Source organism: Bradyrhizobium sp. LjRoot220, assembly GCF_964252915.1.
Classification (GTDB): domain Bacteria; phylum Pseudomonadota; class Alphaproteobacteria; order Rhizobiales; family Xanthobacteraceae; genus Bradyrhizobium.
The window spans coordinates 77,171-101,259 of record NZ_CAXUPS020000012.1 but is presented as its reverse complement, the minus strand read 5'-3'; the positions used below and the strand labels follow the sequence as shown (position 1 = coordinate 101,259).

General features: G+C 61.5%; 22 protein-coding genes. 8 read left to right on the top strand and 14 right to left on the bottom strand.

Annotation, left to right across the window (positions count from 1 at the left end):
* Positions 1–47: 47 nt before the first annotated feature.
* Positions 48–1,322: an MFS transporter gene (locus tag ACSQ84_RS32795; protein WP_436215876.1), complete on the bottom strand. Its 1,275-nt coding sequence runs from the start codon at positions 1,320–1,322 to the stop codon at positions 48–50.
* A 204-nt stretch (positions 1,323–1,526) separates the two neighbouring features.
* Here ACSQ84_RS32795 and ACSQ84_RS32790 point away from each other — a divergent pair, with 204 nt between their 5' ends.
* Complete coding sequence (locus ACSQ84_RS32790) at positions 1,527–2,549, top strand: MBL fold metallo-hydrolase (RefSeq protein ID WP_436215875.1); 1,023 nt, start codon at positions 1,527–1,529, stop codon at positions 2,547–2,549.
* A gap of 82 nt (positions 2,550–2,631) precedes the next feature.
* Positions 2,632–3,945, top strand: coding sequence for an MFS transporter (locus ACSQ84_RS32785; RefSeq protein ID WP_436215874.1), 1,314 nt, complete (start codon positions 2,632–2,634; stop codon positions 3,943–3,945).
* A 610-nt stretch (positions 3,946–4,555) separates the two neighbouring features.
* Here the strand turns inward: ACSQ84_RS32785 and ACSQ84_RS32780 are convergent.
* The 5 genes from ACSQ84_RS32780 to ACSQ84_RS32760 form a co-directional block, all read right to left on the bottom strand.
* Complete coding sequence (locus ACSQ84_RS32780; RefSeq protein ID WP_436215873.1) at positions 4,556–5,344, bottom strand: crotonase/enoyl-CoA hydratase family protein; 789 nt, start codon at positions 5,342–5,344, stop codon at positions 4,556–4,558.
* Between the two features lie 20 nt (positions 5,345–5,364).
* Positions 5,365–6,465, bottom strand: a complete 1,101-nt coding sequence (locus tag ACSQ84_RS32775) for an NADH:flavin oxidoreductase (protein WP_436215872.1) — start codon at positions 6,463–6,465, stop codon at positions 5,365–5,367.
* 72 nt (positions 6,466–6,537) lie between these two features.
* Entirely contained in the window at positions 6,538–7,737 is a 1,200-nt protein-coding gene (locus ACSQ84_RS32770) for an ABC transporter substrate-binding protein (RefSeq protein ID WP_436215871.1), read from the bottom strand.
* A 182-nt stretch (positions 7,738–7,919) separates the two neighbouring features.
* Positions 7,920–9,515, bottom strand: a complete 1,596-nt coding sequence (locus ACSQ84_RS32765; RefSeq protein WP_436215870.1) for a class I adenylate-forming enzyme family protein — start codon at positions 9,513–9,515, stop codon at positions 7,920–7,922.
* A 415-nt stretch (positions 9,516–9,930) separates the two neighbouring features.
* Positions 9,931–10,320: a winged helix-turn-helix transcriptional regulator gene (locus ACSQ84_RS32760; RefSeq protein ID WP_436215869.1), complete on the bottom strand. Its 390-nt coding sequence runs from the start codon at positions 10,318–10,320 to the stop codon at positions 9,931–9,933.
* A gap of 479 nt (positions 10,321–10,799) precedes the next feature.
* Between ACSQ84_RS32760 and acuI the strand changes: the two genes are divergently transcribed.
* Positions 10,800–11,786, top strand: coding sequence for an acrylyl-CoA reductase (NADPH) (acuI, locus tag ACSQ84_RS32755; RefSeq protein WP_436215868.1), 987 nt, complete (start codon positions 10,800–10,802; stop codon positions 11,784–11,786).
* A 77-nt stretch (positions 11,787–11,863) separates the two neighbouring features.
* Positions 11,864–12,322, top strand: coding sequence for a DUF2147 domain-containing protein (locus ACSQ84_RS32750; RefSeq protein ID WP_436215867.1), 459 nt, complete (start codon positions 11,864–11,866; stop codon positions 12,320–12,322).
* 113 nt (positions 12,323–12,435) lie between these two features.
* Here ACSQ84_RS32750 and ACSQ84_RS32745 read toward each other — a convergent pair whose 3' ends face one another.
* The 3 genes from ACSQ84_RS32745 to ACSQ84_RS32735 all read right to left on the bottom strand — a co-directional run bounded on the left by ACSQ84_RS32745 (position 12,436) and on the right by ACSQ84_RS32735 (position 15,187).
* On the bottom strand, positions 12,436–13,215 hold the full coding sequence (locus tag ACSQ84_RS32745) for an SDR family oxidoreductase (RefSeq protein WP_436215866.1): 780 nt from the start codon (positions 13,213–13,215) through the stop codon (positions 12,436–12,438).
* A gap of 70 nt (positions 13,216–13,285) precedes the next feature.
* Positions 13,286–14,290: an NADP-dependent oxidoreductase gene (locus ACSQ84_RS32740; protein ID WP_436215865.1), complete on the bottom strand. Its 1,005-nt coding sequence runs from the start codon at positions 14,288–14,290 to the stop codon at positions 13,286–13,288.
* Positions 14,291–14,323: 33 nt separating this feature from the next.
* Positions 14,324–15,187: an alpha/beta fold hydrolase gene (locus tag ACSQ84_RS32735; RefSeq protein ID WP_436215922.1), complete on the bottom strand. Its 864-nt coding sequence runs from the start codon at positions 15,185–15,187 to the stop codon at positions 14,324–14,326.
* Between the two features lie 462 nt (positions 15,188–15,649).
* Here ACSQ84_RS32735 and ACSQ84_RS32730 point away from each other — a divergent pair, with 462 nt between their 5' ends.
* Complete coding sequence (locus ACSQ84_RS32730; RefSeq protein WP_436215864.1) at positions 15,650–16,249, top strand: TetR/AcrR family transcriptional regulator; 600 nt, start codon at positions 15,650–15,652, stop codon at positions 16,247–16,249.
* A 46-nt stretch (positions 16,250–16,295) separates the two neighbouring features.
* Here ACSQ84_RS32730 and ACSQ84_RS32725 read toward each other — a convergent pair whose 3' ends face one another.
* The 4 genes from ACSQ84_RS32725 to ACSQ84_RS32710 all read right to left on the bottom strand — a co-directional run bounded on the left by ACSQ84_RS32725 (position 16,296) and on the right by ACSQ84_RS32710 (position 20,897).
* On the bottom strand, positions 16,296–17,117 hold the full coding sequence (locus ACSQ84_RS32725; protein ID WP_436215863.1) for an enoyl-CoA hydratase-related protein: 822 nt from the start codon (positions 17,115–17,117) through the stop codon (positions 16,296–16,298).
* 94 nt (positions 17,118–17,211) lie between these two features.
* Positions 17,212–17,916, bottom strand: coding sequence for an SDR family NAD(P)-dependent oxidoreductase (locus ACSQ84_RS32720; RefSeq protein ID WP_436215862.1), 705 nt, complete (start codon positions 17,914–17,916; stop codon positions 17,212–17,214).
* 17 nt (positions 17,917–17,933) lie between these two features.
* Positions 17,934–20,255, bottom strand: coding sequence for a molybdopterin-dependent oxidoreductase (locus ACSQ84_RS32715; protein ID WP_436215861.1), 2,322 nt, complete (start codon positions 20,253–20,255; stop codon positions 17,934–17,936).
* 18 nt (positions 20,256–20,273) lie between these two features.
* Positions 20,274–20,897 (bottom strand): TetR/AcrR family transcriptional regulator, encoded by a 624-nt coding sequence (locus ACSQ84_RS32710; RefSeq protein WP_436215860.1) that lies wholly within the window; start codon positions 20,895–20,897, stop codon positions 20,274–20,276.
* Between the two features lie 171 nt (positions 20,898–21,068).
* Here ACSQ84_RS32710 and ACSQ84_RS32705 point away from each other — a divergent pair, with 171 nt between their 5' ends.
* Positions 21,069–22,271, top strand: coding sequence for an acetyl-CoA C-acyltransferase (locus ACSQ84_RS32705; protein ID WP_436215859.1), 1,203 nt, complete (start codon positions 21,069–21,071; stop codon positions 22,269–22,271).
* Between the two features lie 91 nt (positions 22,272–22,362).
* Here the strand turns inward: ACSQ84_RS32705 and ACSQ84_RS32700 are convergent, their stop codons facing one another.
* Complete coding sequence (locus ACSQ84_RS32700) at positions 22,363–22,551, bottom strand: hypothetical protein (RefSeq protein ID WP_436215927.1); 189 nt, start codon at positions 22,549–22,551, stop codon at positions 22,363–22,365.
* On the opposite strand from ACSQ84_RS32700, the gene ACSQ84_RS32695 reads away from it, so the two are divergent.
* Positions 22,481–23,578, top strand: coding sequence for a multidrug effflux MFS transporter (locus ACSQ84_RS32695; protein WP_436215921.1), 1,098 nt, complete (start codon positions 22,481–22,483; stop codon positions 23,576–23,578). The genes ACSQ84_RS32700 and ACSQ84_RS32695 overlap by 71 nt on opposite strands.
* A gap of 86 nt (positions 23,579–23,664) precedes the next feature.
* On the top strand, positions 23,665–23,976 hold the full coding sequence (locus ACSQ84_RS32690) for a YciI family protein (RefSeq protein ID WP_436215858.1): 312 nt from the start codon (positions 23,665–23,667) through the stop codon (positions 23,974–23,976).
* The last annotated feature ends 113 nt before the right edge of the window (positions 23,977–24,089 follow it).

Here is a 24,089-nt window from a genome sequence, read left to right as displayed (position 1 = left end):
TGCTGATTGCGCGCCCGCAAATCAAATACAATGCGACGCGGGATGTCCTAGCGTGCCAGGCTCACATTGGGGCGCTGGTAGCGAAGCCATATGACAGCGGCGGCGGCGGCCAGCAGCAGGAGCACGGAAAACCAGTTGAGCGGATGCCAGCCCCAGCGATCCTGCAGGAACCCCGCCATGAAGCTCGACGTCGCCGTCGTGCTGAAAACCAGGAGGTCGTTGAGCGCCTGGGTCTTGCCGCGTTCGTTCGGGCGATAGCACGTCGTCACCAGCGTGGTGGCGCCGACGAACAGGAAATTCCAGCCGACGCCATTGACGGTGAGTGCGACCCGGAAATTCCATTCGCTCAGCCCGGCGAGCGCGGCAGCAACACCGGCCAGCATCAGCACGACGCCCCAGGCCATGACAGTGGTGGTGCCGAACCGGTTGATCAGATTGCCGGTGAAGAACGACGGCACGAACATGCCAAGCACATGCATGAAGATGACCCAGTGGGCTTCCGCGTGCGGAAACCCGCAGCCGACGATGGCCAGCGGCGACGCGCTCATGATGAAGGACATCGTGCCGAACGCCAGCATGCCGGCGATGACTGATGCGATGAAGCGCGGTTGGCTGGCAATCACCCATAGCGGTCGCGGAGGCGCTGCGGCTTCGGCCGTTTCAGCGCCCGAAGCCGTCGTCGCGACCGCGGGGAAGGTGATAAAGGACATGACCAAAAAGACGATCACATGCAGGCCGAGAATGGCGGCATAGGTCGCCAGATACAGCGGCATCACCAAATCGTGCGTCACGCGCACGAGGCTGGGGCCGATCACGGCAGCGGCGACGCCGCCGGCCGTGACCCATGAAATCGCCTTGGCGCGGTAATGGATCGGCACCAGTTCCGCCGCGGCGAACCGATACATCTGCAGGCAGGCCACCGCGTAGCCGAGGATGAGACCGCCGGCGCACATGACGGCAAAGTTGGCGGCATACAGCCCGAGGCACATAATGATGGCGCCGGCCATGCCGAACAGCGAGCCGACACGAAAGCCGATGCTGCGGCCGACCCGCTGCATCAGCAGCGCCGCCGGGAATACCCAGATCATGACGCCGATATGCTGCATCGTGACCGGCAGGTTGGCCAGATCGGGCCGGTGATAGAAGGTGATGACGGACAGCCCGGTCGCCGCAAACATCATGGTGTTGCAGGACTGCCCGACCGCCTGACAACAGGCCAGCAACAGCAGATTGCGACGTGCGCGCCGATCGAGGTCCTGCGCCAAATGCTGGGTCAGGTCAGCTTCCGGCTTGAGCCCTGATTGGGGGTTCAGTGCATCCATTTTTATGCTTGCTCAACTGACCTCGGGAGGCGCCGCGCACGGCCGGTGCGCGCGAGGCCTGCCGCCACCTTCTCTAGGAAAAACGGCTGCCTCTCAAGCCCACATGGAATATTTTGCTGTCTTGGCCCGCATAGGAGGCATGAAAATCCCTCCGGCGTTGATGGCCCGGCGAAATCGCGTAAGCTACCGGCCCGGGGGAAACGAATGTCCGATGATCTGAAATTCACGGTCCAGCGCCCGCCGGCCTATGGCGAATTGACGGACCTGCTGCCCGGAATGTTCTGGGTGCGGCTGCCGATGCCGACGGTACCCAATCACGTCAATTGCTGGCTGCTCGACAACGGCCCGGGATGGACGCTGGTCGATTGCGGCTTGAACACCGACGACACGTTTGAAATCTGGGACAAGCTGTGGCGAGGGCTATTGCGTGCCCGTCCCTTGCAGGACCTCACCTTCACGCATGCGCATCTCGATCATTTCGGCCTCGCCGGATATCTGGTGAAGGAAATGAAATGCGTGGTGCGCATGCCGCTGGCCGAATGGCTCAGCGGCTGGAAGATGTGGCATGAGCGCGAGGATGCGCAGGACGAACAGTTCGGCGCCTTCGTGAAGCGGAACGGCGCCTCCGACGATGACGCCGCCGCGATCACCGAAGCGCAGCGCCGCTCGAAATATCTGGGCCTCCGGCCACCGCGGGAATTCATTCGTATCCGCGACGGCGACGTGATCGCCATGGGGCAGCGCGAGTGGCGGGTGGTCACGGCAGGCGGGCATTCGCCGGAACACGCGATGTTCTATTGCGAGAGCGACAAGCTGCTGATCGCGGGCGACCAGATCCTGTCGCACATGGCGCCCTCTGTGATCGTGCCGCCGGCGCAGCCGGAAGCCAATCCGATGCAGGAGTATCTGGCAGCGCTGACGCGGCTCGAGGCGCTGTCGCCGGATACGCTGGTGCTGCCGTCGCATGGCCTGCCGTTTCGCGGGCTGCATACGAGGCTGGCCCAGCTGCGCGAGCATCATCAAGCCCGGCTCGACGACGTCGCGTCCGTCGTCACCGCAAAGACGACAGCGTTTACGGTCGCACAGGAAGTATTCCCGCGGGTGCTGTACGCCAACCCGCGCCAGGCTTTTGGCGAGTCGCTTGCGCATCTGAATATGCTGGCCTCGCTCGGGAGACTGACGCGCGATGTCGATGCCGCCGGCGCGATCAGCTTCACCCCGGCATAATAATAACGTGCCTTCAACAGCCGCACCCGATCCTCGCAAAGCATCCGCCACCTTGCTCCACTCGAAAGGGTGGCAGATCGCGATGATCGGTCTGGGTACCGCCACGGCGCAGCTCGACACCTCAGTCAATATTGCCTTCCCTGCCATCACCCGAGGATTTGAGCTCGCGATTGGCGACATCCAGTGGGTGGTGATCTGCTACGTCCTGACCTACGCCAGCCTGCTGTTGGCGCTCGGACGCATCGGCGACACCATTGGTCACGCGATCGTATTCCGCACCGGCCTGATCTGCAGCGCGGTGGCGCTGCTTCTGGTCAGCTGTGCGCCGAGTTACGGCGCGATGCTGGTGTTTCGCTGCCTGCAGGGTGTCGGCGCGGCACTGGTGATGAGCTGCGGCGCTGCGCTGGTGACCTCGCTCTACGGCGAAGCGCGACGCAGCCGGGCGCTCGGCACTTACACGATGATGATGGCCTTGGGCTGGATGCTCGGTCCTTTGCTCGGCGGCACCTTGACGACCATTTGGGATTGGCCTGCGGTCTTTTGGTTCCGAATTCCAATTGCGATTGCGGCACTGTTGCTGCTGCGCGGCCTGCCCCCGGCGCCGCCACGCCTTACCCACGATCGCTTTGACATTCCAAGCGGCATTGCGCTGGCGCTCGGCCTGGTCACCATGCTGATGGCGATCAACCGCGCCAGCGAATTCTCGGCTCTCTCGCTTGGACTGCTATCCGCCCTCGCCTTCGCGGGCTTTGCCTTCCGCCAGTCCCGCGCGTTGCGTCCGATCATCGCGATGGAAGTTCTCAAGCTGCCGGGCTTTGCGCTGCTCAATCTCGTCAGCGTATTGGCTAATCTCACCGCCTTTTCGGTCTGGCTATTGGTGCCCTATTATCTGGCGCGGATGCCCTCCTATACGCTGACGGAGGGCGGCGCCATCCTGGCCGCCGGCGCGGCAGGCGCTGCGCTGGCGGCGCCGATCGGCGGTCACCTCACCGGGCGGCTGTTCTCCGCTAAGCGGCTGGCCATTGCAGGCGCCGTCGCCATTGGCGCCGGTCTTCTGCTGCTGGGTGCATGGACGGAGCAGACCCCGACGGCGCTGCGGGTCGCAGGGTTGATCATTCAAGGCGCCGGCCTCGGCCTGTTCCAGCTTGCCTATTCCGATATCGTGACCGCAACGCTGCCGATGACGGAGCGCGGCGTTGCCGGCAGCCTTGCGCTGCTGACGCGAACGCTGGGCACCGTCACCGCCGCCTCGGTCTTCTTTCTGGCGTTCGAAATCCTGCAAACGAAGCATGGCTTCTTCGAAGCGTTCCAACAGACTTTTCAAGTTGCGGCGATGCTGGCGTTTGTCGCGGCGGGACTGTTGGCGCTTATGCCGCGCAAGGTCGGCAAGTCGTAGGCGGATCAAAGGTACTTCTTTTGGTCGGCGAACTCGGACGGCCGGCAACCCGATCGGTCTGCGCAAATTTGCGCAAGCAGCGCCGGACGTATAGGTTCAACCGAGTCAGTGAGCCGCCGGTGACGAAGGCCTCAGCAATGCTGAGGTTGATCCTGTCCGTGAGGCTGGATTGGGCGGCGGCTCGCTGGCGCAAGATTAGCAACTTGGGGGCTGAAAGCGTCGGAACTTACCCTGACGCAGGATCAATGACGACATTTCAATCCGGCGACACCAGCAGCCAGGCCAAATAGCCGTAGTAGATGGTCGCGCCCAGCGCGATTGCGAGCGCAAGGCCAGCGATGATCTCGGTCATGGCTGATTTCGACGCCTTCATTCGCCAATAAGGCAAATGCCCCGGCGTTGGTTCCCCGGCATGACGAGGTCATCACGCGAGATCGAGAACAGCCAAACGCCGGCGCCCTGGTTGCCGACACGCTGACGCCGGCGGTTCCCTGGCGATATCGCCGAAGTCTGGACCGCCATCGACGGCAAAGGTCTAACCGGTGATGTGCTTGCCTCAAGCTGGTGGGCGACGTTCTGCGGCAGGGTTGCGCGGGGACCCGCGGAATCCCTATTTGCCGCGGAACACCGCCGAGCGACGTTCCACGAAAGACTGGATGCCTTCTTTCATGTCTTCGCTGCTGAAGACGCGGTCCTTGATCTTGGGAATGTAATCGATCGCAGCTGTCTCGCCCGCCTCGATATATTTCAATGCGGCTTCCTTGGTCACCTGAATGCCGATCGGCGCGTTCTTGGCGATGAGTTGTGCGATTTCCATTGCACGGGCAATCTGTTGGCCGGGAGCGACAACTTCCTGAACAAACCCGATTTTATGCGCCCGGGCCGCATTGAACTCGTCGCACAGGAACAGGTGATACATCGCATCTCCCCAGCCGGCCCGCGTCAAATACCGAAAATGGGCGCCGCCAAGGGGTGCGATCCCGCGCTTGGATTCCATCTGGCAGAACCGGGCGTCATCGGCCGCCACGACGATGTCGCCCGCCAGCATCATTTCGATGCCGATGGTGAAACAGATCCCCTGCACCGCCGTCACAATCGGCTTCCGGCACCGGCTTTTCAGGGCGAACGCGTCGACGTTGCCGGGCTTGATCTCGGTGTTCTCGGCCTTGGGCCCGAAGAACTTCGGCATATCCAGCCCGGCCGTGAAATCCGGGCCTTCGGCACAGAGCACGCCCACCCAGTAATCGTCCGTTCGGTCGAGAAGCGTCATCGCATCGGACATCTGCGCCATCATCTGCGGGCTGAAGGAGTTCTTCTTCGCCACGTTGTCGATGATGATCTTGAAGACGTGCCCGTGCACTTCGGTGCGGATCTGGCCGATTTGGGTTTTCTCGTTCATGTGCTGGTCTCCGAATCGCCTCAGCTTAACGCCGCGAACGCGGTACGTTCGAAAGCCATCAGTTCTTCCGTCCGGCCGTCACGTATTTTCAGCAGCCACTGCGGATCCTGAAGCAGCGCCCGCCCCACCGCGACGAGATCGAACTCCTCGCGATCGAGGCGACGGATCAACTCGTCGAGGGAGGCCGGACGGGAGCTTTCTCCGCCGTAAGCGGCAATGAATTCACCGGTCAGACCGACCGACCCGACCGAAATCGTCGGTACTCCCGTCACTTTCTTCGCCCATCCGGCGAAATTCAGATCGGAGCCATCGAACTCCGGCTCCCAGAAGCGCCGTTGCGAGCAATGCAACATGTCGACCCCCGCGTCGACCAGCGGTTTGAGCCAGGCCTCCAATGCGCGAGGCGCGTCGGCCAGTTTCACCTCATAATCCTGCTGCTTCCACTGGCTGATCCGGAGCAATATCGGATAATCCGGCCCCACCGACTTGCGTACCGCGTGGACGATATCAGCGGCAAACCGGGCTCGGCCAGGCAGGTCCTTGCCACCATAGCTATCCTCGCGGCGATTGGTGCCCTCCCAGAAGAACTGGTCGATCAGATAGCCGTGCGCGCCGTGCAACTCGATGGCATCGAACCCCAGGCGCTTCGCGGCAAGCGCCGCATCGGCGAAAGCGCGAATGGCGTCTGCGATGTCCTCTTCGCTCATCGGCTCGCCGAACGTCTTCTCCGGTCGCGACAGGCCGGACGGACTGTCGTAGGCGCCAGGAGGAGACCAGTTCTGGGCGCGCGTGCGAACGGCTCCGACATGCCATAGCTGCGGCGCCATCAGGCCACCCGCGGCGTGCACCTCGTCAACCACACGCCGCCACCCCGCCAGTTCCTTCTCGCCATGAAAGCGAGGAACATTCGGATCGTTCAGGGATGCCGGACGATCCACGCCCGTCCCCTCCGATATGATGAACCCGACCGCTCCTTCGGCACGGCGGCGGTAGTACCGCGCGACGTCTTCGGTTGGAATTCCGCCGGGAGAGAATGAGCGCGTCATCGGCGCCATCACGACCCGGTTCGGCAAGTTCAGCCCTTTCAGCTTGAAAGGCCGGAAAAGTACATCGCTGGACATTCACGCTTCCCATTCAGTTGGTAGCTTTGCGGGCTCTTGCTCACCCTCGCATCGCCCGTTCAAAAGGCAAGCTCACTTTTCCTCGGCGCTGAGAACCTTACCGAATTGATCCCATGTGCTGCCGTTCCAGCGCTGCAGTTGCAGCTGCGTGTACGCCATACTGCTTTCCGGGCCCGTGTTGACCGTAACACCCGGGATGAGTGTGGGGAGCGACAGCCCTCGTATATTCCGCGATTGTTTGACGATATTCTCGCGCGAGAGATCGTCACCGCATTGCTTGAGCACCTGCTCCAGGATCTGTCCCTGCTGCGTACCGAACAGATAATTGGCGTCGCCGATGTCGGCGCCCGGCAGGTATTTCGCAAAATGTTCGCGGTACCATTTGATGCCGGTGTCGTCGGCCCACTTCTTGTCGTTCGGATCCTTGGTAATCGTTGCCGCGATGATGCCGACGGCCTTTTCCGGTCCCGCGGGGATGATCGTTGAAGAGACCGAGCTCGAAACGAAGTTGATCAGGAATAGAGGCTTCCAATTGACCTCATCGGCCTTCTTGATAGCCTGAGCCGCGAACTTCGGCGTGCCGGCGACCAGGAACACCTCCGCGCCAGACGATTTCAGCTTCACCACGTGGGAATCGATCGTCGGCTCGGTGACCTCATACGAGGACGCTACAACCTTCTTGTCGAAGTCGCCCTTCAGGTAGCCTTTGAATGCATTGAGGAAATCCTTACCCAGATCGTCGTTCTGGTACAGGATGGCAATCTTTGCGTCCGGCCGGGCATGGGTGATGTATTTCGCGTAGATCCGCCCTTCCGTATCATAGCTGGGCAGCCCCGTTGTGGTCATCGGAAATTCAGCAAAGTTCGTGAATTTGGTGACGCCGCTGACGACGAACAGATGAGGCACCTTCTTTGCGTTGACATACTTGATGGTGGCGCCGATGCCGGGAGTACCGAGCGGGCCGAACAGGAAGGCCACCTCGTCGCTTTCGACAAGTTTTCTGGTTTGCTCCACCGTCTTGGGCGGACTGTACGCATCGTCGTAGGTGATGAGATTTATCTTGCGGCCGTTGATGCCGCCCCGATCGTTGATCGAATTGATGTAGGCAATCAGACCCTTTCCGGTATTGCTGAGCGGCGATGCCGGGCCACTAAACGGGAAGGTCGCTCCCACCTTCACTTCGGCGCTCGTGATGCCGGGCGTTTCGGCACGCGCGTGCGCGCCGACAATCGTCACGCCAAGCGCGGCTGCCAGTATGGACTTCCTGAACATCGATATCTCCCTTCGGCGACGGGTTGCGTCGCTCATCATTCGCCAAACTTCCGTGCGACCTCGGTGACCGACATAGTCGCCTGCGTCGTTGCGACCGCACCGGCATTCTCTTGGCCTAGTCCCGAGCTACTTCGAGATTTTCGGTTCCGGGCGTGGCTTCGTCTCATCAGCAAGTACATCGGTCAGCCCGCGGCTGCCGCATCGGACGCCTTCGCAACTCCTCGTTCGATGGCCATCTCCCGCAGCTTGTGTTTGAGTATCTTGCCGGTGGAGGCTGAAGGCAGGGCGTCGAGCACGATCAATTCAGTCGGACGCTTGTACGAAGTGAGCTGTTGAGCCGTGTATGCTTTCAGGTCTTCGGCGCTAACGCGGGCGCCGGGGAGAAGCTGCACGAACGCGACGACCTCCTCATTGCCGTCAACCGGTCGTCCCACCACAGCTGATTGGACGACTTGCTCGTGCGTGTTCAGAACCGCCTCCACCTCGGCAGGGTAAACGTTGAAGCCGGAGCGGATGATGAGTTCTTTGGTTCGGCCAGCGATGTAGAGATGGCCCTCGCCGTTCACCCGGGCGAGATCCCCTGTGTTGAACCATCCCTGGTCATCGATCGCCGCCGCCGTGAGGTCCGGAGCACGATAGTAGCCGAGCATCACGTTGGGGCCTCGGACGTGCAGTTCGCCCACTTCACCGGTCGCGACGTTCTTGCCTTGCCTGTCCACGATCCGGTGCTCGATACCGGGAAGAAAAGGACCGACCGACTCGTCTGAGACAGGGTGTTCTGAACGAACGCCCGACAGGCCCGGCGAACATTCGGTTATGCCGTAGTTGTTCAATAACGGGATTCCGAACTCGTCCTCGATCCGCTGCTTCAGATCGAGATCAAGCGGAGCGCCGGCGACGGCCATGACCCGCAGCTTGCCTCGCTCGAGCCGTTTGATGCCCCTGACCGCCTTGTGTTCAAGCAGGCGCTGATATGTGGCGGGCACACCGAACAGGCTCGTGATCCCCTCCTCGGCGATGGCATGGGCCAGCGCAGCGGGATCGGCCTTGGCCACAACATACAATGTGCCGCCGTGCATCAGCGTGGCGATCAGCAGGATCGAATACCCGACGATGTGGGACATCGGCAGCACGCCGTAGATGCGGTCGGCCGGGCTGCTTTGGCGAAGGATTCCCGAAGTCCTTGCGGTGAAGAGCAGGTTGCGGTGGCTCAGCATCACTCCCTTCGGTGCACCGGTCGTGCCCGAGGTGTACAAGAGACCCGCGACCTGTCGGTCGCCATCCTTCTCGACGGGCTCCGCTTGCGCATCCGCATTGAGGGGACCAATGCCGATTCCGCCGAACGGTCCCACAGCGCCTGTTTTTGCGCCGACGCGGCTCGCGTGATCGGCGGCTTCCTTTGAGAGCGCCGAATTGAACAGCACCCGTCTGGCGCCGCTGTGCGTCCCGATCAGGTCGATCTCCCTGGCCGAGAGGCGGGGGTTAACCGCAATACCCCAAGCATCGAGCTTGCTCGCCGCGAAAAGCATCGCCCCCAGAGCGACACTGTTCTCGCTCGCAATCATCACGCGGTCGCCAGGCCTGATCCCCAGATCGACGAGGCCCTTCGCTGCGGCGTCGACGGCTTCCGAGAACTGCCGGTAGCTCCACGAACGCCCGCCTTCAACGAAGGCCGGATGATCGGGGATGTCCCGCACGAACGGCGCGTAGACCTGGTGCACTCTTGAAGGCAGGCCATCGAGCAATTCGGCCGCAGTGAGTTCGTCCACGCTCCTCATGCCGTCCTCCCTCGCGCCTCTTTTCGGGGGCGCTGCGCGGCCCCCTTCAAACGGGTAAGCCTGCTCTTTCACGGCGGAGTAAATAGTTCTAAAATAGAACTGTCAAGACGAATGACAGCCTGTCGATTTTGAAGGACGCCGCTATGTCGGTCGTACTCTCCTAATTCCTATTTGGAATTCGGTGTTACGACGTAAGTCGTTCGGATAAATCCGTGGGATAAGGCTCGCTTGTGACGTACGCCTGTGAAGGCGGCAGAGCAGTCTGAAGCGACAGCTTTCCGCTCACGATCGAGCGCGTCAGCGCTCGACAGGAAAACTCGAGCCGCCGGCGGAAGTGGCGCGAGCGTGAGACATCTCAAGTCGACCGACGCCGGCCATGTGTATGCAGGACCGGCCGCGATCGCTCATTCAACCGTTAAAGGGAGCATGCGTTTAGCTGGCGATCTTCAGGAGCGTGGTGTGGCTGAGAGACGCCTTCAATTGAGCCACCATACTGCTTGCCCCAACCCCGAAGCGAAAGCAGTACAGGCCCGAGGCTCTGGCCGAAGGCAGAGATTTCATATTCCACCTTCGGAGGAATCTGCGGGTAGGCATGGCGAACGATCACGCCATCGGCCTCCAACTCGCGCAACTGAAGGGTCAATATCCTCTGCGTGGCGTTGGGGATGGCTCGGGACAGTTCCATGAACCGCTTCTTGCCGGCGAAGAGATGAAACAGGATCAGCGGCTTCCACATGCCGCCAATGACGGACAACGTCACCCCGACCGCGCATCCGCTTTTCGCGTCAAACCTTCTAGGACGCATGGTCACCTCCATAAGTAACAGTATCGGCTATAATTTGCGCTCTAACGGCACGAAGGCACTCGTTTCTGGGGTCCGTAGAGCGCACCAAAAGTCCCGGTCACACACGCCCCGTTGACGTCTTCGGATCTGACCATCGACGCTATTGAACAGCTTTTTTGACTTACGTATTCATATCACATGACGTTCATAATACAACAGTCGCAGACAGTGACGGACCGCGACAGAGGGCTCGTCGGACAGCCCGCGCCAGACCAACCGCTCGGACGGGCCTCGGAATAGCAGGTTGCCAGCTCGCGTTTCGGGGAGCTGCGTCGCCATGTCAGGCCCGCTGTCATATCGCCCAAGACCGGGCCTCCCACAGGGGGCGCGCGGCGGGGTACCTACATAAATGATAGTATCCGCTTTAATTGTGCCTTCTTGCGATCAAGCGGCGCGAGCCTAGGTGCGTGGACAGCGAAACTCCAATCTAGGATATGGCGATGACGTTCAAGGCGCTGCTGGCTGCAAAGACAGGTGAGAAGATTACGACCAGCGTGGTCGAAATGAACGAGCAGGATCTCATGCCTGGCGACGTTACGGTCAAAGTCGATTATTCGACCGTGAACTACAAGGATGCGCTGGCCATTTCCGGACGCGCGGAGATCATTCGGCAGTTTCCCCTCATTCCCGGCATCGACCTCGCTGGAACGGTGGAGGCATCCTCCTATCCCGGCATCGCAGTCGGAGACCGCGTCGTCGCCAACAGCTGGGGACTGAGCCAGACCCATCACGGCGGATACGCGCAGAAGGCGCGGATGAAAGGCGAGTGGCTGGTCAAGATTCCGGCACCATTTTCGACAAAGGACGCCATGGCAATCGGCACGGCCGGTTACACCGCGATGCTGTCGGTGCTGGCCCTCGAACATGGCGGCATTACACCGCAGCGTGGCGACATCGTCGTGACCGGCGCCAATGGCGGCGTCGGCTCGATCGCGATCGCTCTTCTCGCCGATCTCGGTTATCGCGTTGTTGCGTCGACCGGACGTCCTGAAGAAGCCGATTATCTGCGCGGGCTCGGCGCCGCTGACGTCATCGACCGACGAACGCTTTCGGAACCTGGAGCTCCTGTCGCGCGCGAACGCTGGGCTGGCGCGGTCGATTCCGTCGGCAGTCATACGCTGGTGAACGTATTGGCGCAGACGCAGTACCGCGGCGTGGTGACGGCCTGCGGCCTGGCTCAGGGTGTCGATCTTCCCGGAACGGTTCTGCCGTTCATCCTGCGCAATGTCACCCTTGCCGGCATCGACTCGGTGAATGCTCCGCAAGAGGTGCGGCTCGAGGCTTGGTCGCGTTTGGCTCGCGATCTGGACGTGAACAAGCTCGCCCGAACCATGCAGGTGGTCGGCCTCGCAGAGGTCCCCGACGTGGTGCGCCAAATGTTCGCCGGGAAGGTCCAGGGCCGCACGGTCGTTGACGTCAATGCATGATCACCGGCTGTTGGCTACAGCCCGACCAGAATCCGGCAGCACGACGACAATGACCCCGTCCCTTGGAGACCATCAGAATGCGTATTTTGAAACGATCAGGCGCTCTCGCGCTCACCTTGGCTGCTGCACTCATGTCCTCCGGTGCCTGGGCGGATAGTGCCTCACCTGTCGGCTTGTGGAGAAATGTCGATGACGTCAGCGGCAAACCGAGAGCGCTTATCCGCGTCACGGAATCAAATGGCACCCTGCAGGGCAAGATTGAAAAAGTGTTCCGCGCTCCGTCCGAAGACCGGAATCCCAAATGTGAAAAATGCGATGGCCCGCTCAAGGATGCGCCGGTCATCGGCTTGGTAATCCTGAGTGGCCTGAAGAAGGAGGGCGCCGAATATACCGCCGGCAAAATCCTCGATCCGGACAATGGCAAGGTCTACAGCAGCAAAATCCAGCTGACCGACGGCGGCAGGAAGCTTAACGTGCGCGGCTACATTGGCGTGTCAATGCTGGGCCGTTCGCAGATTTGGGAGCGTCAGGAATAGAAGGCCAAGCTCGGCATCGGTTGAGACGGCTCCGGACCCGAGTGCGTAGCGTCCGGGGCCGCCGATGCCTCGTCAAGCCGCCCTTCGTCGGTCCGCACCGAGGCAACTGCGCGTCACCATTTCTCGACCCACGGCCGGAGCACGACTTCGAACGCCCAGGTCGACCGATGCTGGCGGTGCAGTTGCAGATAGGTTTTCGCGATATGGACGGGGTCGGCCATGTTGTCGTCGACAGTCGTTCCCGCCAGCCGGTGCGCGCGGGTCCCGTCCTCCTGAGTCCAGCCGATCGCGGCATCGATCGGCACATTCGCGACGTGGATACCCTGCGGCATCAGCTCTCTTGCCATGCTTTGTGCGAGTCCGGACTTGGCATGACACGCCATTGCAAAGGCGCCACTTGACGGGAAGCCCTTGAGCGCCGCGCTGGCGTTCGTGAAGATGATCGTCCCTCTCGCGCCGTTGGCGTCGGGTTCGTTTCCGAGCATGAGCCGGGCTGCCTGCTGACCGACCAGAAAGGCGCTGAACGCCGAGTTTCGAAGCGTTTCGAGCGCCATGACCGGATCGGCTTCGATAACGTTCTTGCGGAAAATGCCGGGCACCCGGCCATCGATGTTGTGCACGACAAGCCTCGGCGTTCCGATGTCTTGAACGACATTCTCGAACAGCTGCGCCACGGCCGCCGGTTCGCTGGCATCGCAGGCGTATCGACGCACACCATGCGTCTTCTCAAGAGTCTCAAGGACCGCCTTTTCGGGATTCCTGGCTGCGACGCCGACACGCATGCCGCTTTCCGCGAACAGCCTGGCGCAACTCGAGCTGATGCCCGGGCCGCCGCCGACAATGAGTGCAACGTCCTGCACGGAAGATTGGGGGTCGCGGTTGGATTGAGCCATGTTATTTCCTCGGATGCGTTTGGCGGTCGGCCAGCGTCGTGACATCGCGACTCAGGCCGCGTTACGGAACCTATTGTTTCACTGCAATGACGACCTTGCCTCTGGCGCGTCCTGTCTCGATGTAAGCCAAAGCGTCCGCAGTTTTTTCGAACGGGAAGACTTTATCCACGACCGGACGGATCATGCCGGATTCGATCAGGGACGCGATTTCGCTCAGCTGCTGCCCCTGCGCTCGCATGAACAGGAATGAATAGCGCACGCCCAGACTTTGGGCCTTGTTCCGCGCACCGCGGCTCAGCAAGCGCATCACCAGCTTCAGGAACAGGTTCAACCCCTGTTCCCTGGCGAATTCGGGATCCGGCGGCCCTGAAATCGAGACGAGGAGGCCACCCGGTTTCAACACGCGCAGAGACTTTTCAAGCGTCTTGGCGTCCTGGCTGTGCAGGACGAGATCGTAGCCCGACAAAACCTTCTCGAAATCCTGCGTCTTGTAGTCGATGACCACATCAGCGCCGAGGCTCTTGACCAGTTCGACATTTTTCGCGCTCGTCGTCGTCGCAACCGTCGCGCCGAGATGCTTGGCAAGCTGGATGGCAAATGTTCCCACGCCACCGGAGCCGGCCTGGATGAAAACCTTCTGGCCGGGTTTCACCTTGGCCAACTCAACCAGCGCCTGCCAGGCGGTCAGCCCCACCAGCGGGATGGAGGCGGCTTCTTCCATGCTGATGTTTTTGGGCTTTAGCGCCACGTCAGCTTCATTCACGGCAATGAATTCCGCGAATGTTCCGACCCGATGATCGCGCGGCCGTGCATAGACCTCGTCGCCCGCCTTGAACCGCCTGACCTTGGGGCCAACCCTGGTGACCAGGCCGGCCACGTCGTGCCCCAGAACGAAAGGCGGACGATACGGCAGGAAGAGCTTGAATTCTCCGTCCCTGATCTTGGAGTCCAGAAGGTTCACGGCGGTTGCGTGAACTCGAACCATGACGTCATCGTCCCGGACCTCCGGCTCCGGCACTTTGGCCAGGCGCAGATCGCCCTTCTTTTTGTATTTGTCGACAACGAATGCCTTCATGGCGTCTTCTCCAATTTGAATTTTGTCGCGGCGTCAGGCGTCGAGGAAGGACAGGGCCTTCGGCACGAAATCGGCATGGTTCTGAAAGATCCCGCCATGGCCGGCATCTTCGTAGATGACCAGCTGAGCGCCCGGGATGCGGCGCGCCAAATCGATGCTGTTTTCGGTCGGCACCATGATATCGCTATCGCCATTCGCGATCAGTACCGGGATCCGAATGCTGCCGAGATTCTGAGGCGCCTGCCGGCCCCAAGCCGTGATCGCCTTGACCTGCCGCATGAAAGCGCCGGGCGTAGGTCCTTTGTCCCGGCCTGCCTTGCGCTCTTTCAGCCGCTTCAGGAAGGCTGTCGCCGCTTGGCGGCCGTTGGCCGTGGAGGTGAAAAACAGGTAGAATTTTGGGTCCCGCAGCGTCAGCAGGCCTTTGATCATCAAAGGCCAGGATACTGACCACACCTTGTCGATACCTTTGCCGCCGGCCGGGCCCGTGCCGGTCAAAATGAGCTTTCGCACCAGGTCTGGTGCCTTCAGCGTGACATCCTGCGCCACGAATCCACCGAGGGAAAAGCCGAGCAGGTCGACCTTCTCGAAGCCCAGCGCGCGGATCAGGGCAATCGCATCCCGTGCCATTTCATCGATGGTCACAGGCGCTGTTCCGCCCGACGCACCGATCCCCCGGTAATTGGTCGCGATCACGCGATGTTTGCTGGCGAGGCCGTCGACAATCCGCGGATCGAAATTGTCGAGAACCGCACCCCAATGATTAAGCAGAATTAGCGGCACACCGTTCCGAGGGCCGACGTCGCGGTAGACGAAACTCGTCCCCCCGACATTTATCGAAAGGGTGGGTGCATCTATATAGCTCACCCGTCGCCCGAGATTTGTAACAAAACTTGCCATGGTCTTCTCCATTGTCCGGCTCGGACCAAAAATCCCAAGATGGGAGGGATACTCGGCCGGATGGCACGGCTTTCTCCTTGCGCGCCAGTACACGTGCTGATTACGCCGGCGCGACTTGCGAACACAGAATCTCGTCGCACAGGGCTCGCGGACGCCGGACGAGTGCGACCTCCGGCGCAGCCTTGCCGATGCCACTCGGCGCGCCGGTGAGAAACGCGGACTTCTGGTGGGTCTTTAACATGGCAGCATTTTACCTCTCAGTATGAAGCGGCGCCGGCTTCAACCGGCTGGCAGCGTTCATTAGCCGCCTCACTTTTTTTGATGACGATCGTCATCTTATCTGATAGATGATGATCGTCATGCAAAATGTCAAGCCGAGTTTTTACGAATCCGGGAACGCCCGGCCGTGGCGAGGACCATTGGACCAAGGTCCGGTCCTGCGACAAACAGAGTGAGCAAGCCATGAGGGTGTCGCGAGAAAAGGCGCTGGAGAACCGCGAACAGATCATCGAGACTGCGGCGCATCTGCTGCGTAAGCATGGTTTCGACGGGATCGGCGTTGCCGACATCATGAAGGCGGCCGGGCTGACTCACGGCGGCTTTTATCGCAACTTCGCTTCAAAGGATGATCTGGCGGTCAAGGCCAGCGAACATGCGATCGCAGACACCAAAGCGTTACTGAAGGATGGACTGGCCCAACAGCCCAAAGATCCGCTTCGCACACTGATCGAACGCTATGTGTCATCGGCCCATCGCGACGATCCAGGTTCCGGCTGCATTCTACCGGCGCTGGCCGCGGATGCCGCGCGGCGCGACGATCCCGCGCTCCGCGCGGTCTTCGTCGCCGCAATCCAGTACTATCTCGACCAGATTGCGAAACTGTCGTCCGCGCCCCCAAGGTCTGCGGGCAGCAGACATCCCGCGGCCATCCTCTCGGAGATGGTTGGGGCTGTCATATTGTCTCGGGTGATTGCGGAAGACCCTCTGGCGGAATCGCTGATGGCTGCCGTCGTGGCGGATATTGCGGGACCATCCCCGGAAAACAAACCCGTCGAGCAGTGATGCAGCGCCGCGGCAGAAATGCTTTGGCGCTTTCAGCCGAGAGGCTTCACCTGTAATTGGGGATGCGTTTCTCGATGAAGGCCCGCACGGCTTCGGCGTGCTGTGCGGTGCTCGCCGCCGCGACCATTCTCTCCGCCTCGTGATCCAATGACGTCAGGAAGTCGGCAGACAGCGCAAGGTCGAGATTATCCTTGATGGAGGCGTAAGCGCTCGACGGACCGTTTGCCAACGTCCTCGCCAGCCCAAATGCTTCGGTCTGCAGGTCAACATCAGGCACCACGCGATTTATCAATCCCAACGCTTCGCAGCGGCGTGCATCGATCCGTTCGGACAAAAACATCAGTTCGCGTGCACGCGCCGTTCCGGCCAACCGGGTCAACAGCCACGAAATGCCGTAATCGCCGGTGAGCGCAATCCTGGCGTAACCAGTCGTCATGATAGTGGATTCGGCTGCGATACGAATGTCGCAGGCGAGCGCGATCGCAAGCCCGGCGCCAGCCGCCGGTCCCGGCAAGGCCGCGATGGTAGGTTTACGCACCGAGACAAGCACACCGGTCAGGGTTCGCTGACGTTCCTGCAATCGGGCAACCTTGTCGGTGAATGACATGGCGGGTGCGGCAGAGTTGCCACCCATCCCCTTGACGTCGCCGCCGGAACAGAAAGCGCGGCCTGCACCGGTAATCAGCAATGCGCCGACGTCCGGATCGTCACCGTTGCGTTTGATCATTCGTCGCAACGCCGGCGTGAGATGGTCGGACAGCGAATTTCGCGCCTCGGGCCGGTTCAAGGTGATCACGGCGACGCGATCCCGGATCGCACACAGCAGTTCGTCCGTCCCTGTATCAATCGAGATTGACTCATCCGTCATGGTTGTGACCTTTCAAGTCCTGCGTCTGCGGAGCTCTCAAAAGCGAGTAAGCGCGTTGCCTCCGCTGTGACCGTGCTTTCTCACCGGCCAAGTGTCACCAGTTTTCGCGGAATGGTCGTAGTTCTGTGAGGAATGACCAGGCCGATCGATCCTGACCGTAGAGATGGTACAGTTCGTCGGCGATGGCGGCAGGCTTGATGAAGAATTCATCCGGTTTGTCGCTCATCCGCGTGCGCATCCGGGGCGTGTCGATCACGGCGTCGATGAGAAGATAGGCGACGTGCACGCCGAGAGGCCCCATGTCACGTGCGATCGACTCGGTCAAAATGCGCTGCGCCGCCTTGGTCGGAGCGAAGCCTGCGAAATTGGCCTTGCCTCGGATCGAAGACGTGTTTCCGGTCACCAGGATCGCGCCCTTGCCGCGATCGATCATGTCAGGAGCCACTTCGCGCGCCAGGTACAACAAGCCCATCACGTTGACCTCGAAATTACCCTTCAGCATCTTCGGGTCGATCTCGCGAAAGCTCCCCCAGCCTCCTCCGACCGCATTGTGGATGAGAACTTCGGGCGAGCCAAAACGGCGCTTTACGTCGGTGACGGCCGTTCGCACCTCGCCCTCGTCGGAGACGTCGCAGGTTATCGCGTGCACGTCGGGAAGCTCTTGCGCAAGGCGATTGATGAGCTCCGCTGAGCGGGCAAGCGCTATGATGCGGAACCCGCCTGCAGAGAACCGCTTGACGATGGCAGCCCCCGTGCCTGGCCCGACCCCGGTCACGATCGCGATTGGTTTCTCGGTCATTTTGCAATCCTTTTGAGCTATTGTCCGACCGCTCTCATATGAATTCGCTCGGACTGCGACTGATGGACGGCGGCCTCGTGCGCGGACACCAGGGCCAGACGCACCGCGACGTTCTTGTGGTAGGGCGTGCCCGCAATTGGATCGCGGTTGCCGCTCTCGGTCAGCAGATTGATGCGCGGCCCGTTGATCAGGCGCTCTCCGTCTGACGTGGGGTATGCCTGACCGTAGCCATGCGGCAGCGCCAGCTGGCCATTCCGCATGGCGTCATCGACCTTGCAGCGGACGACGAGCCGCCCGACGACCGACTCGACGGCGATCCAGTCGCCATCCTTCGCGCCCAACGCGCTCAGATCGCTCGAATTGATCAGCATGGCGCCGTCCGGATCCTCGCGGCGCCACGCGGGATCGCGAAAGATCTGGTTGGCATTGAACATGCGACGACCGCCAGCCGCCAGCATGAACGGGAACTCTTTTGGTGCGCCCGCGGCTTGCGGATCGAGACGCGCGAGCCATTCCAGCATCTGCGGGACCACCAGCCGGACCCTGCGATCCGAATGGCTGATCAACGACCAGACCTCGTCATAGTCATGCTGGGTAACCGGCGTGCCCTGCCGGGTGGCCACGATAGTGTCGAACAGGAGATCGCCGAGTTGATGATCCGCCACCTCGTCGGACGCGCCGATCGCGCGCCGGACCGGTTGCGGCGATCGCTTCGCGCAAGCCAGCGCCGCACCCCACAACGGTGCCGCGGCCGCCGTGCCATCCGGAAGCGTCTGCCCCAGCGTATGGTAGAGCACCAGCGCAGGAACCGCGCCGGGGTTTTCGGCGATGAAAGCACGAAAGGCGACGGCAAACTCCGCTCGCGAACGCCGCGCCGCCTCGCGCAAGGGAGCCAGTACGTTGTCACCCGGCAGAAGCCCCAACGCGACGGCGAGCCGCGTGTAGATCTCGGGCTCCGGCAAGGTGCCGGCAAGCGGCGGCAGTACGCCGGCGCGAACGTGAAAATAGTTCGTCGGGAATTCGAAGTTGAACAGGGTGAATTCAGTCTTCTCGAATTGCGAGGACGCCGGGAGAACGTAATGCGCGAGCCGTGCGGTTTCGGTCATCGCAACGTCGACCACCACGCATAGGTCGAGCGAGCGCAACGCGCGTTCCACGGCCTCGGTGTTCGCGGCCGTGTTGGCGGGATTGGAACTGTCGACCCAGGCGCAACGCAAACGGTCGGGATGGTCGTTGAGCACCGCCTCGGGGAAAATGTTGGGCGGCAACAGGCCTCCAATAATCGCGTCGCCGGTCGGCGCGAATGTCTGGTTAGGCGAATTTCCCCATAGCGGCTGAAGCCAGCTATGCATTTGGTTGGTGCCCTTACGGCCGAAATTGCCGGAAAGCATGATCAAGAGCTTTTCGAGATAGGAGTTGAGCGTCGAGTTGGTGCCTTGCTGGATGCCAAGCTCGACCCGAACCACCATAGCCTTCGCCGCGGCGATCATCGCCGCGCAACTCTCGAGGTCCGCGATCGGGATATCGGCGGCAGCAGCCCATTCTTCTACGGGGATGTTCAGCAATGCCTGCCGCACCTCCGCGAAGCCGATCGTGTGCTCCTCAATGAACGCGTGGTCGATCCGGTCGGAACGCAACAGCGTGGCCAGCAGCGCGCCAAGGAGAAACGAGTCCGTGCCGGGACGAACCGCGAGATGCAGATCCGCCATTTCGGCGGTTTCGGTTCGTCTGGGATCGATGACGATCAGCTTGCGTGCGGGATCCTTGCGGATTTGATTGAGATGATCGCGCGCGTTTGGGAAGCCGTGCGCGATCCAGGGATTTGCACCGATGACCAGCAAGAGATCGCAATGATGCACGTCCTCGGCGGTGTGGCACGTCTGGCTGCCGAACATATGGCCATTGACCCAGAAGTCGCCGGTTTTTTCCTGCGAAAGCGCGTTGAAGACGCTGCGCGAACCCAGTGCGCGCAACAGTCCGCTGGCGTAGGCGCCGCCGGCGTGGTTGCCCTGCCCGCCGCCGCCGTACAGGGCGATAGTCTTGCCGCCATACCTGTCGACGATGTCTCGCAGACGCTCCGCGATTTCTGCGATCGCCACATCCCACCCGATTTCATCGAAGCCGCCGTCGGCGCGGCGACGCAGCGGCGTCGTGAGCCGATCCCTGTGATGCGCATAATATGGAAGCCGGGTCGCCTTGTTGCACAGATAGCCTTGCGATTTCGGGCTCGAACGGTCGCCTCGCACTTTCTCGAGTCGCCCGTCATTCACCAGGACTTCTATGCCGCAATTGATGTAGCACAGGTTGCACGCTGTCTTCAGCCATTTGCCGGCCGTCATGGTGACCTCCCTTAGTTGTTATGATTTTTCGCAGCGCAACGCCTTTTTTGTTCTTCGCTGAGGCTTTCGAATGCGGCCGCCGGCGGTCTCCCGTCCGGCATCGAGGATGCGGTCGGAAAGTTTTCCCGCGCCGACGGCGCGCGACAGCACGATCGATCCCACCATGGTTGCGATAGCGCCGGTCGCGATTTGGCGGGCTTGCCGAGGCGGCTCGCCGGGAAGCAGATCGACAAAGATATCGATCATCTCCTCCAGCCTGGAGGCCAGGGCCTGCTGCTCGCTCGGGCTCGATCGCGCGACATCAACGGCCAGGGTTGGCAGCGCACAACCGTGTTTAGGATTGTCGCGATGCCGGGTACTGACATAATCGGCGATCAGCGCCTCGAAGCGCTCCCCGTCGGGCTTCCCGTTCGCCAGTTTGGTCCATCGCTCGGTCATCTGGTTCATTGCAAAGGCGATTGCCTCGCCGACGAGCGCGGCGCGTGAATCGAAATGATTGTAGAAGCCGCCATGCGTCAGGCCCGCGAGCCTCATCAAGTCGACGACACTGAGGCCATTTGCACCTTTTTGGCGCAAACCGTAGGAGGCGTTTTCAACGATCCGGCGGCGGGTTTGACGCCTGTGGTCTTCTACGTATCGCATCGCCACTCCGTGCAAGGCCCTGAAGGTGCTCGGCTGTACAAGCCGTCCCCCTCCCCTCCGAGTAATTCTGGAACCGCGCTTCCTTGATGGTCACGGCATATTTCATTGCAATGCCGGCTATATTATATGAGTATCGTCATATAACAACAGCTATCAACAGGAGAGTTCGCCATGGTAGCCACCACTTCCGATCCCGTCGTCATCGTTGCCGCGGCCCGTACGCCGCTCGGCCGCTTCATGGGCGAGCTGTCGCCTCTCAGTGCCCACAAGCTCGGCTCCCACGTGATCGGCGCGGCGCTGGAACGGGCCAAGCTTGCGCCCGAGCGGATCGATGAGGTTTTCATGGGCAACGTATTGCCGGCCGGGCAAGGTCAGGCACCGGCGCGTCAGGCCGCCCGCGGCGCCAAATTGCCGGATGCTACCGGCGCCACCACCGTCAACAAGGTCTGCGGTTCCGGCATGAAGGCGACCATGCTGGCCCATGACATCATCATTGCAGGCTCGGCCTCGATTGTGCTGTCCGGCGGCATGGAGAGCATGAGCAATGCGCCCTATCTGCTGGCAAAGGCACGCGGCGGTTACCGCGCTGGTCACGACCGCATCATCGACCACATGATGATGGACGGGCTGGAGGACGCCTATGAGACCGGCCGCTCGATGGGCGATTTCGGCGAGGCCACCGCGGAAGCCTATCAATTCACCCGGAAGGACCAGGACGCCTACGCCATGGAGACGCTGACGCGTGCGCGCACGGCGGTCGAAGGCGGCGCATTCAAAGCCGAGATCGCGCCGATCACGCTGACCGAAAAGGCCGGGCCGCGGATCATCGCCAATGACGAGCACCCGCTCAAGGTCGATCCCGCCAAGATCCCGGGGCTGAAAGCCGCGTTCCGCGCCAACGGCACCATCACGCCGGCCGCCTCCTCGGCCAATGCCGACGGGGCCGCCGCGCTCATTCTCGCAAAGCGCTCGCTCGCGGATCGCGACGGCCTTCCGGTGCTGGCCGAGATCAAGGGCCACGCCACCCACAGCCAGGAACCGCAATGGTTCACCACGGCGCCGATCCCGGCGATTCGCAAGCTATTGGACAAAGTCGGCTGGAGCGTCGGCGATGTCGATCTGTTCGAGATCAACGAAGCCTTCGCCGTGGTGGCGATGGCGGCGCAGAAGGACCTCGGCATTCCCAGGGAGAAGCTGAACGTCAATGGCGGCGCCTGCGCGCTCGGTCATCCCATTGGCGCCACCGGCGCGCGCCTGATCGTGACGCTGCTGCATGCGCTCGAAGCCCAAAACCTCAAGCGTGGCGTGGCAGCCCTCTGCATCGGCGGCGGTGAAGCCACCGCCATCGCGATCGAGCGCGTCGTCCGCCGATAGCACGGCCGATCCGTCAAAGCGGCCTTGGCGAGCGGCGTGAAACGCGTCGCTCGCCGTCTTGACACCTGCCTATCCCCAACAGCACGAAAGTTCACATGGCTGACCAGAGCGAGACGATCAAGACCGCGGCGCTGGACGTTCCCGTCTCCAGCGCTCTGCCGATCGCGGTCCTTTCCGTCCTGGCCGCCACCGGAACGCTCGCAACCAACATCTTGCTGCCGTCGCTGCCACAAATTGCGATCTCATTGAATGTCACCAGCGCGGCGGTCACATCCGCCATCACCGTCTTCCTTGCGGTGTTCGGTATCGGCCAGCTCCTGGTCGGACCGCTTTCGGATCGCTACGGAAGACGCTGGCCGGTCCTGATCGGATTTACCGTGTTCATCGGCGGCAGCGTCTGGTGCGGTCTGGCAAATGACCTGCCTAATCTTCTGGTCGGGCGCATCGTGCAGGCTGCGGGCGCTTGCGCGACGTCAGTGTTGTCTCGCGCGATCGCCCGCGACATGTTCAGCGGCCCGGCACTGGCGCGCGCGATGGCACTCATCATGATCGTAATGTCCGCAGCGCCCGGTTTCTCGCCGCTGCTTGGCGGCGCACTCGATCACAGTTTTGGCTGGCGCTCCGAATTCGCCCTTGTCGCAGCCTTTGCCGCAGCCGGCGCCATCGCCTACGGCATCGTCCTCGGCGAAACCCACAATTCGATCCGTACTCCACTCAATCCGGTGGCCATCGCAAGAACCTATGGTAGCCTGATTGGCGATCGTCGTTTCGCTATCCCGGCTGCAACCGCGAGCCTGACCATAGGCGCCTTGTTCTCGATGTTTTCGGCAGCACCGCGCTTGTTCATCGAAGCGTTGCACTTCACGCCGATCCAGCTCGGCCTCTTTTTCGCCGGCACCGTCTTTATCGTATTCGCCGCGGGCATGCTGGCGACGAAATTGGCACCACGCTACGGGCTCGATGGCCCGATCCGGGCGGGACTGTGGGCGACGGCCGCCAGCAGCCTTGCGATCCTGCTCATCTCGATGATCAGCCCGACTTTCTTACCGTTTCTAGGCGCGATGTGCGTCTTTCTTCTCGGCATGGGCGTTGTCAGCCCATTGGCTACCGCGCGGGCGCTCTCTCCGTTCGGAGAGAAGGCCGGCGCCGCTTCGGCGCTGCTGGGTTTCTGGCAAATGATGAACGCTGCAATCGGCGTGTGGCTCGCCGCCACGGTCTCGCATGAGGCAATGTTCGCGCTCGGCGTCGTGATGAGCGCGTTTTCACTGCTGGCGCTCGGCCTGTACGCGCGGATCCCGAGGTCTTGATGGCTGTGACTCAACATGGGCCGCTTGTCGCTCACGTCGTGAATCGCCAACTGAATCAGCATACCTCTTTCACCAAGGAGCGAAAAATGAAGTTCTATCTGTGCAAGTATATCCCGCCCCGCGCTGACTTTCTCGCAACCATGACTGCGGACGAAAGCAAATGGATGAAGCAGCACGGAGATTTCTTGAATAACCTGCTCGACAAGGGACTGATCGTGGCCCACGGCCCCGTGATGGACCCAAGCGGCGGTTATGGCGTGTCGCTCTACCAGATCGCCGATGATCAGGACATCGCTACAATCACTTCGGAAGACCCCATCGTGAAGAACGGCGCCGGCCATTACGAGCATTATCCCATGCTTCACTTGAAATCGCGGGTGACAGCTCCACCAAGCTAGCTAGCGCGCCAAACGAGCCCCGGACGATCACAATCATGTGCAAGCAGCGCACTGTTGCAAGGTAACTGAGGGGCACACTCGTGACCACCGCGTTGATTACCAGCGCGTCGAGC

Bases quoted from the DNA above. Each gene is read 5' to 3' on its own strand.
- ACSQ84_RS32795 (WP_436215876.1), bottom strand. From the start codon at position 1,322: ATGGATGCACTGAACCCCCAATCAGGGCTCAAGCCGGAAGCTGACCTG.
- ACSQ84_RS32790 (WP_436215875.1), top strand. From the start codon at position 1,527: ATGTCCGATGATCTGAAATTCACGGTCCAGCGCCCGCCGGCCTATGGC.
- ACSQ84_RS32785 (WP_436215874.1), top strand. From the start codon at position 2,632: ATGATCGGTCTGGGTACCGCCACGGCGCAGCTCGACACCTCAGTCAAT.
- ACSQ84_RS32780 (WP_436215873.1), bottom strand. From the start codon at position 5,344: ATGAACGAGAAAACCCAAATCGGCCAGATCCGCACCGAAGTGCACGGG.
- ACSQ84_RS32775 (WP_436215872.1), bottom strand. From the start codon at position 6,465: ATGTCCAGCGATGTACTTTTCCGGCCTTTCAAGCTGAAAGGGCTGAAC.
- ACSQ84_RS32770 (WP_436215871.1), bottom strand. From the start codon at position 7,737: ATGTTCAGGAAGTCCATACTGGCAGCCGCGCTTGGCGTGACGATTGTC.
- ACSQ84_RS32765 (WP_436215870.1), bottom strand. From the start codon at position 9,515: ATGAGGAGCGTGGACGAACTCACTGCGGCCGAATTGCTCGATGGCCTG.
- ACSQ84_RS32760 (WP_436215869.1), bottom strand. From the start codon at position 10,320: ATGCGTCCTAGAAGGTTTGACGCGAAAAGCGGATGCGCGGTCGGGGTG.
- acuI (WP_436215868.1), top strand. From the start codon at position 10,800: ATGACGTTCAAGGCGCTGCTGGCTGCAAAGACAGGTGAGAAGATTACG.
- ACSQ84_RS32750 (WP_436215867.1), top strand. From the start codon at position 11,864: ATGCGTATTTTGAAACGATCAGGCGCTCTCGCGCTCACCTTGGCTGCT.
- ACSQ84_RS32745 (WP_436215866.1), bottom strand. From the start codon at position 13,215: ATGGCTCAATCCAACCGCGACCCCCAATCTTCCGTGCAGGACGTTGCA.
- ACSQ84_RS32740 (WP_436215865.1), bottom strand. From the start codon at position 14,290: ATGAAGGCATTCGTTGTCGACAAATACAAAAAGAAGGGCGATCTGCGC.
- ACSQ84_RS32735 (WP_436215922.1), bottom strand. From the start codon at position 15,187: ATGGCAAGTTTTGTTACAAATCTCGGGCGACGGGTGAGCTATATAGAT.
- ACSQ84_RS32730 (WP_436215864.1), top strand. From the start codon at position 15,650: ATGAGGGTGTCGCGAGAAAAGGCGCTGGAGAACCGCGAACAGATCATC.
- ACSQ84_RS32725 (WP_436215863.1), bottom strand. From the start codon at position 17,117: ATGACGGATGAGTCAATCTCGATTGATACAGGGACGGACGAACTGCTG.
- ACSQ84_RS32720 (WP_436215862.1), bottom strand. From the start codon at position 17,916: ATGACCGAGAAACCAATCGCGATCGTGACCGGGGTCGGGCCAGGCACG.
- ACSQ84_RS32715 (WP_436215861.1), bottom strand. From the start codon at position 20,255: ATGACGGCCGGCAAATGGCTGAAGACAGCGTGCAACCTGTGCTACATC.
- ACSQ84_RS32710 (WP_436215860.1), bottom strand. From the start codon at position 20,897: ATGCGATACGTAGAAGACCACAGGCGTCAAACCCGCCGCCGGATCGTT.
- ACSQ84_RS32705 (WP_436215859.1), top strand. From the start codon at position 21,069: ATGGTAGCCACCACTTCCGATCCCGTCGTCATCGTTGCCGCGGCCCGT.
- ACSQ84_RS32700 (WP_436215927.1), bottom strand. From the start codon at position 22,551: ATGGCGGATGTGACCGCCGCGCTGGTGACATTCAATGAGATCGCAATT.
- ACSQ84_RS32690 (WP_436215858.1), top strand. From the start codon at position 23,665: ATGAAGTTCTATCTGTGCAAGTATATCCCGCCCCGCGCTGACTTTCTC.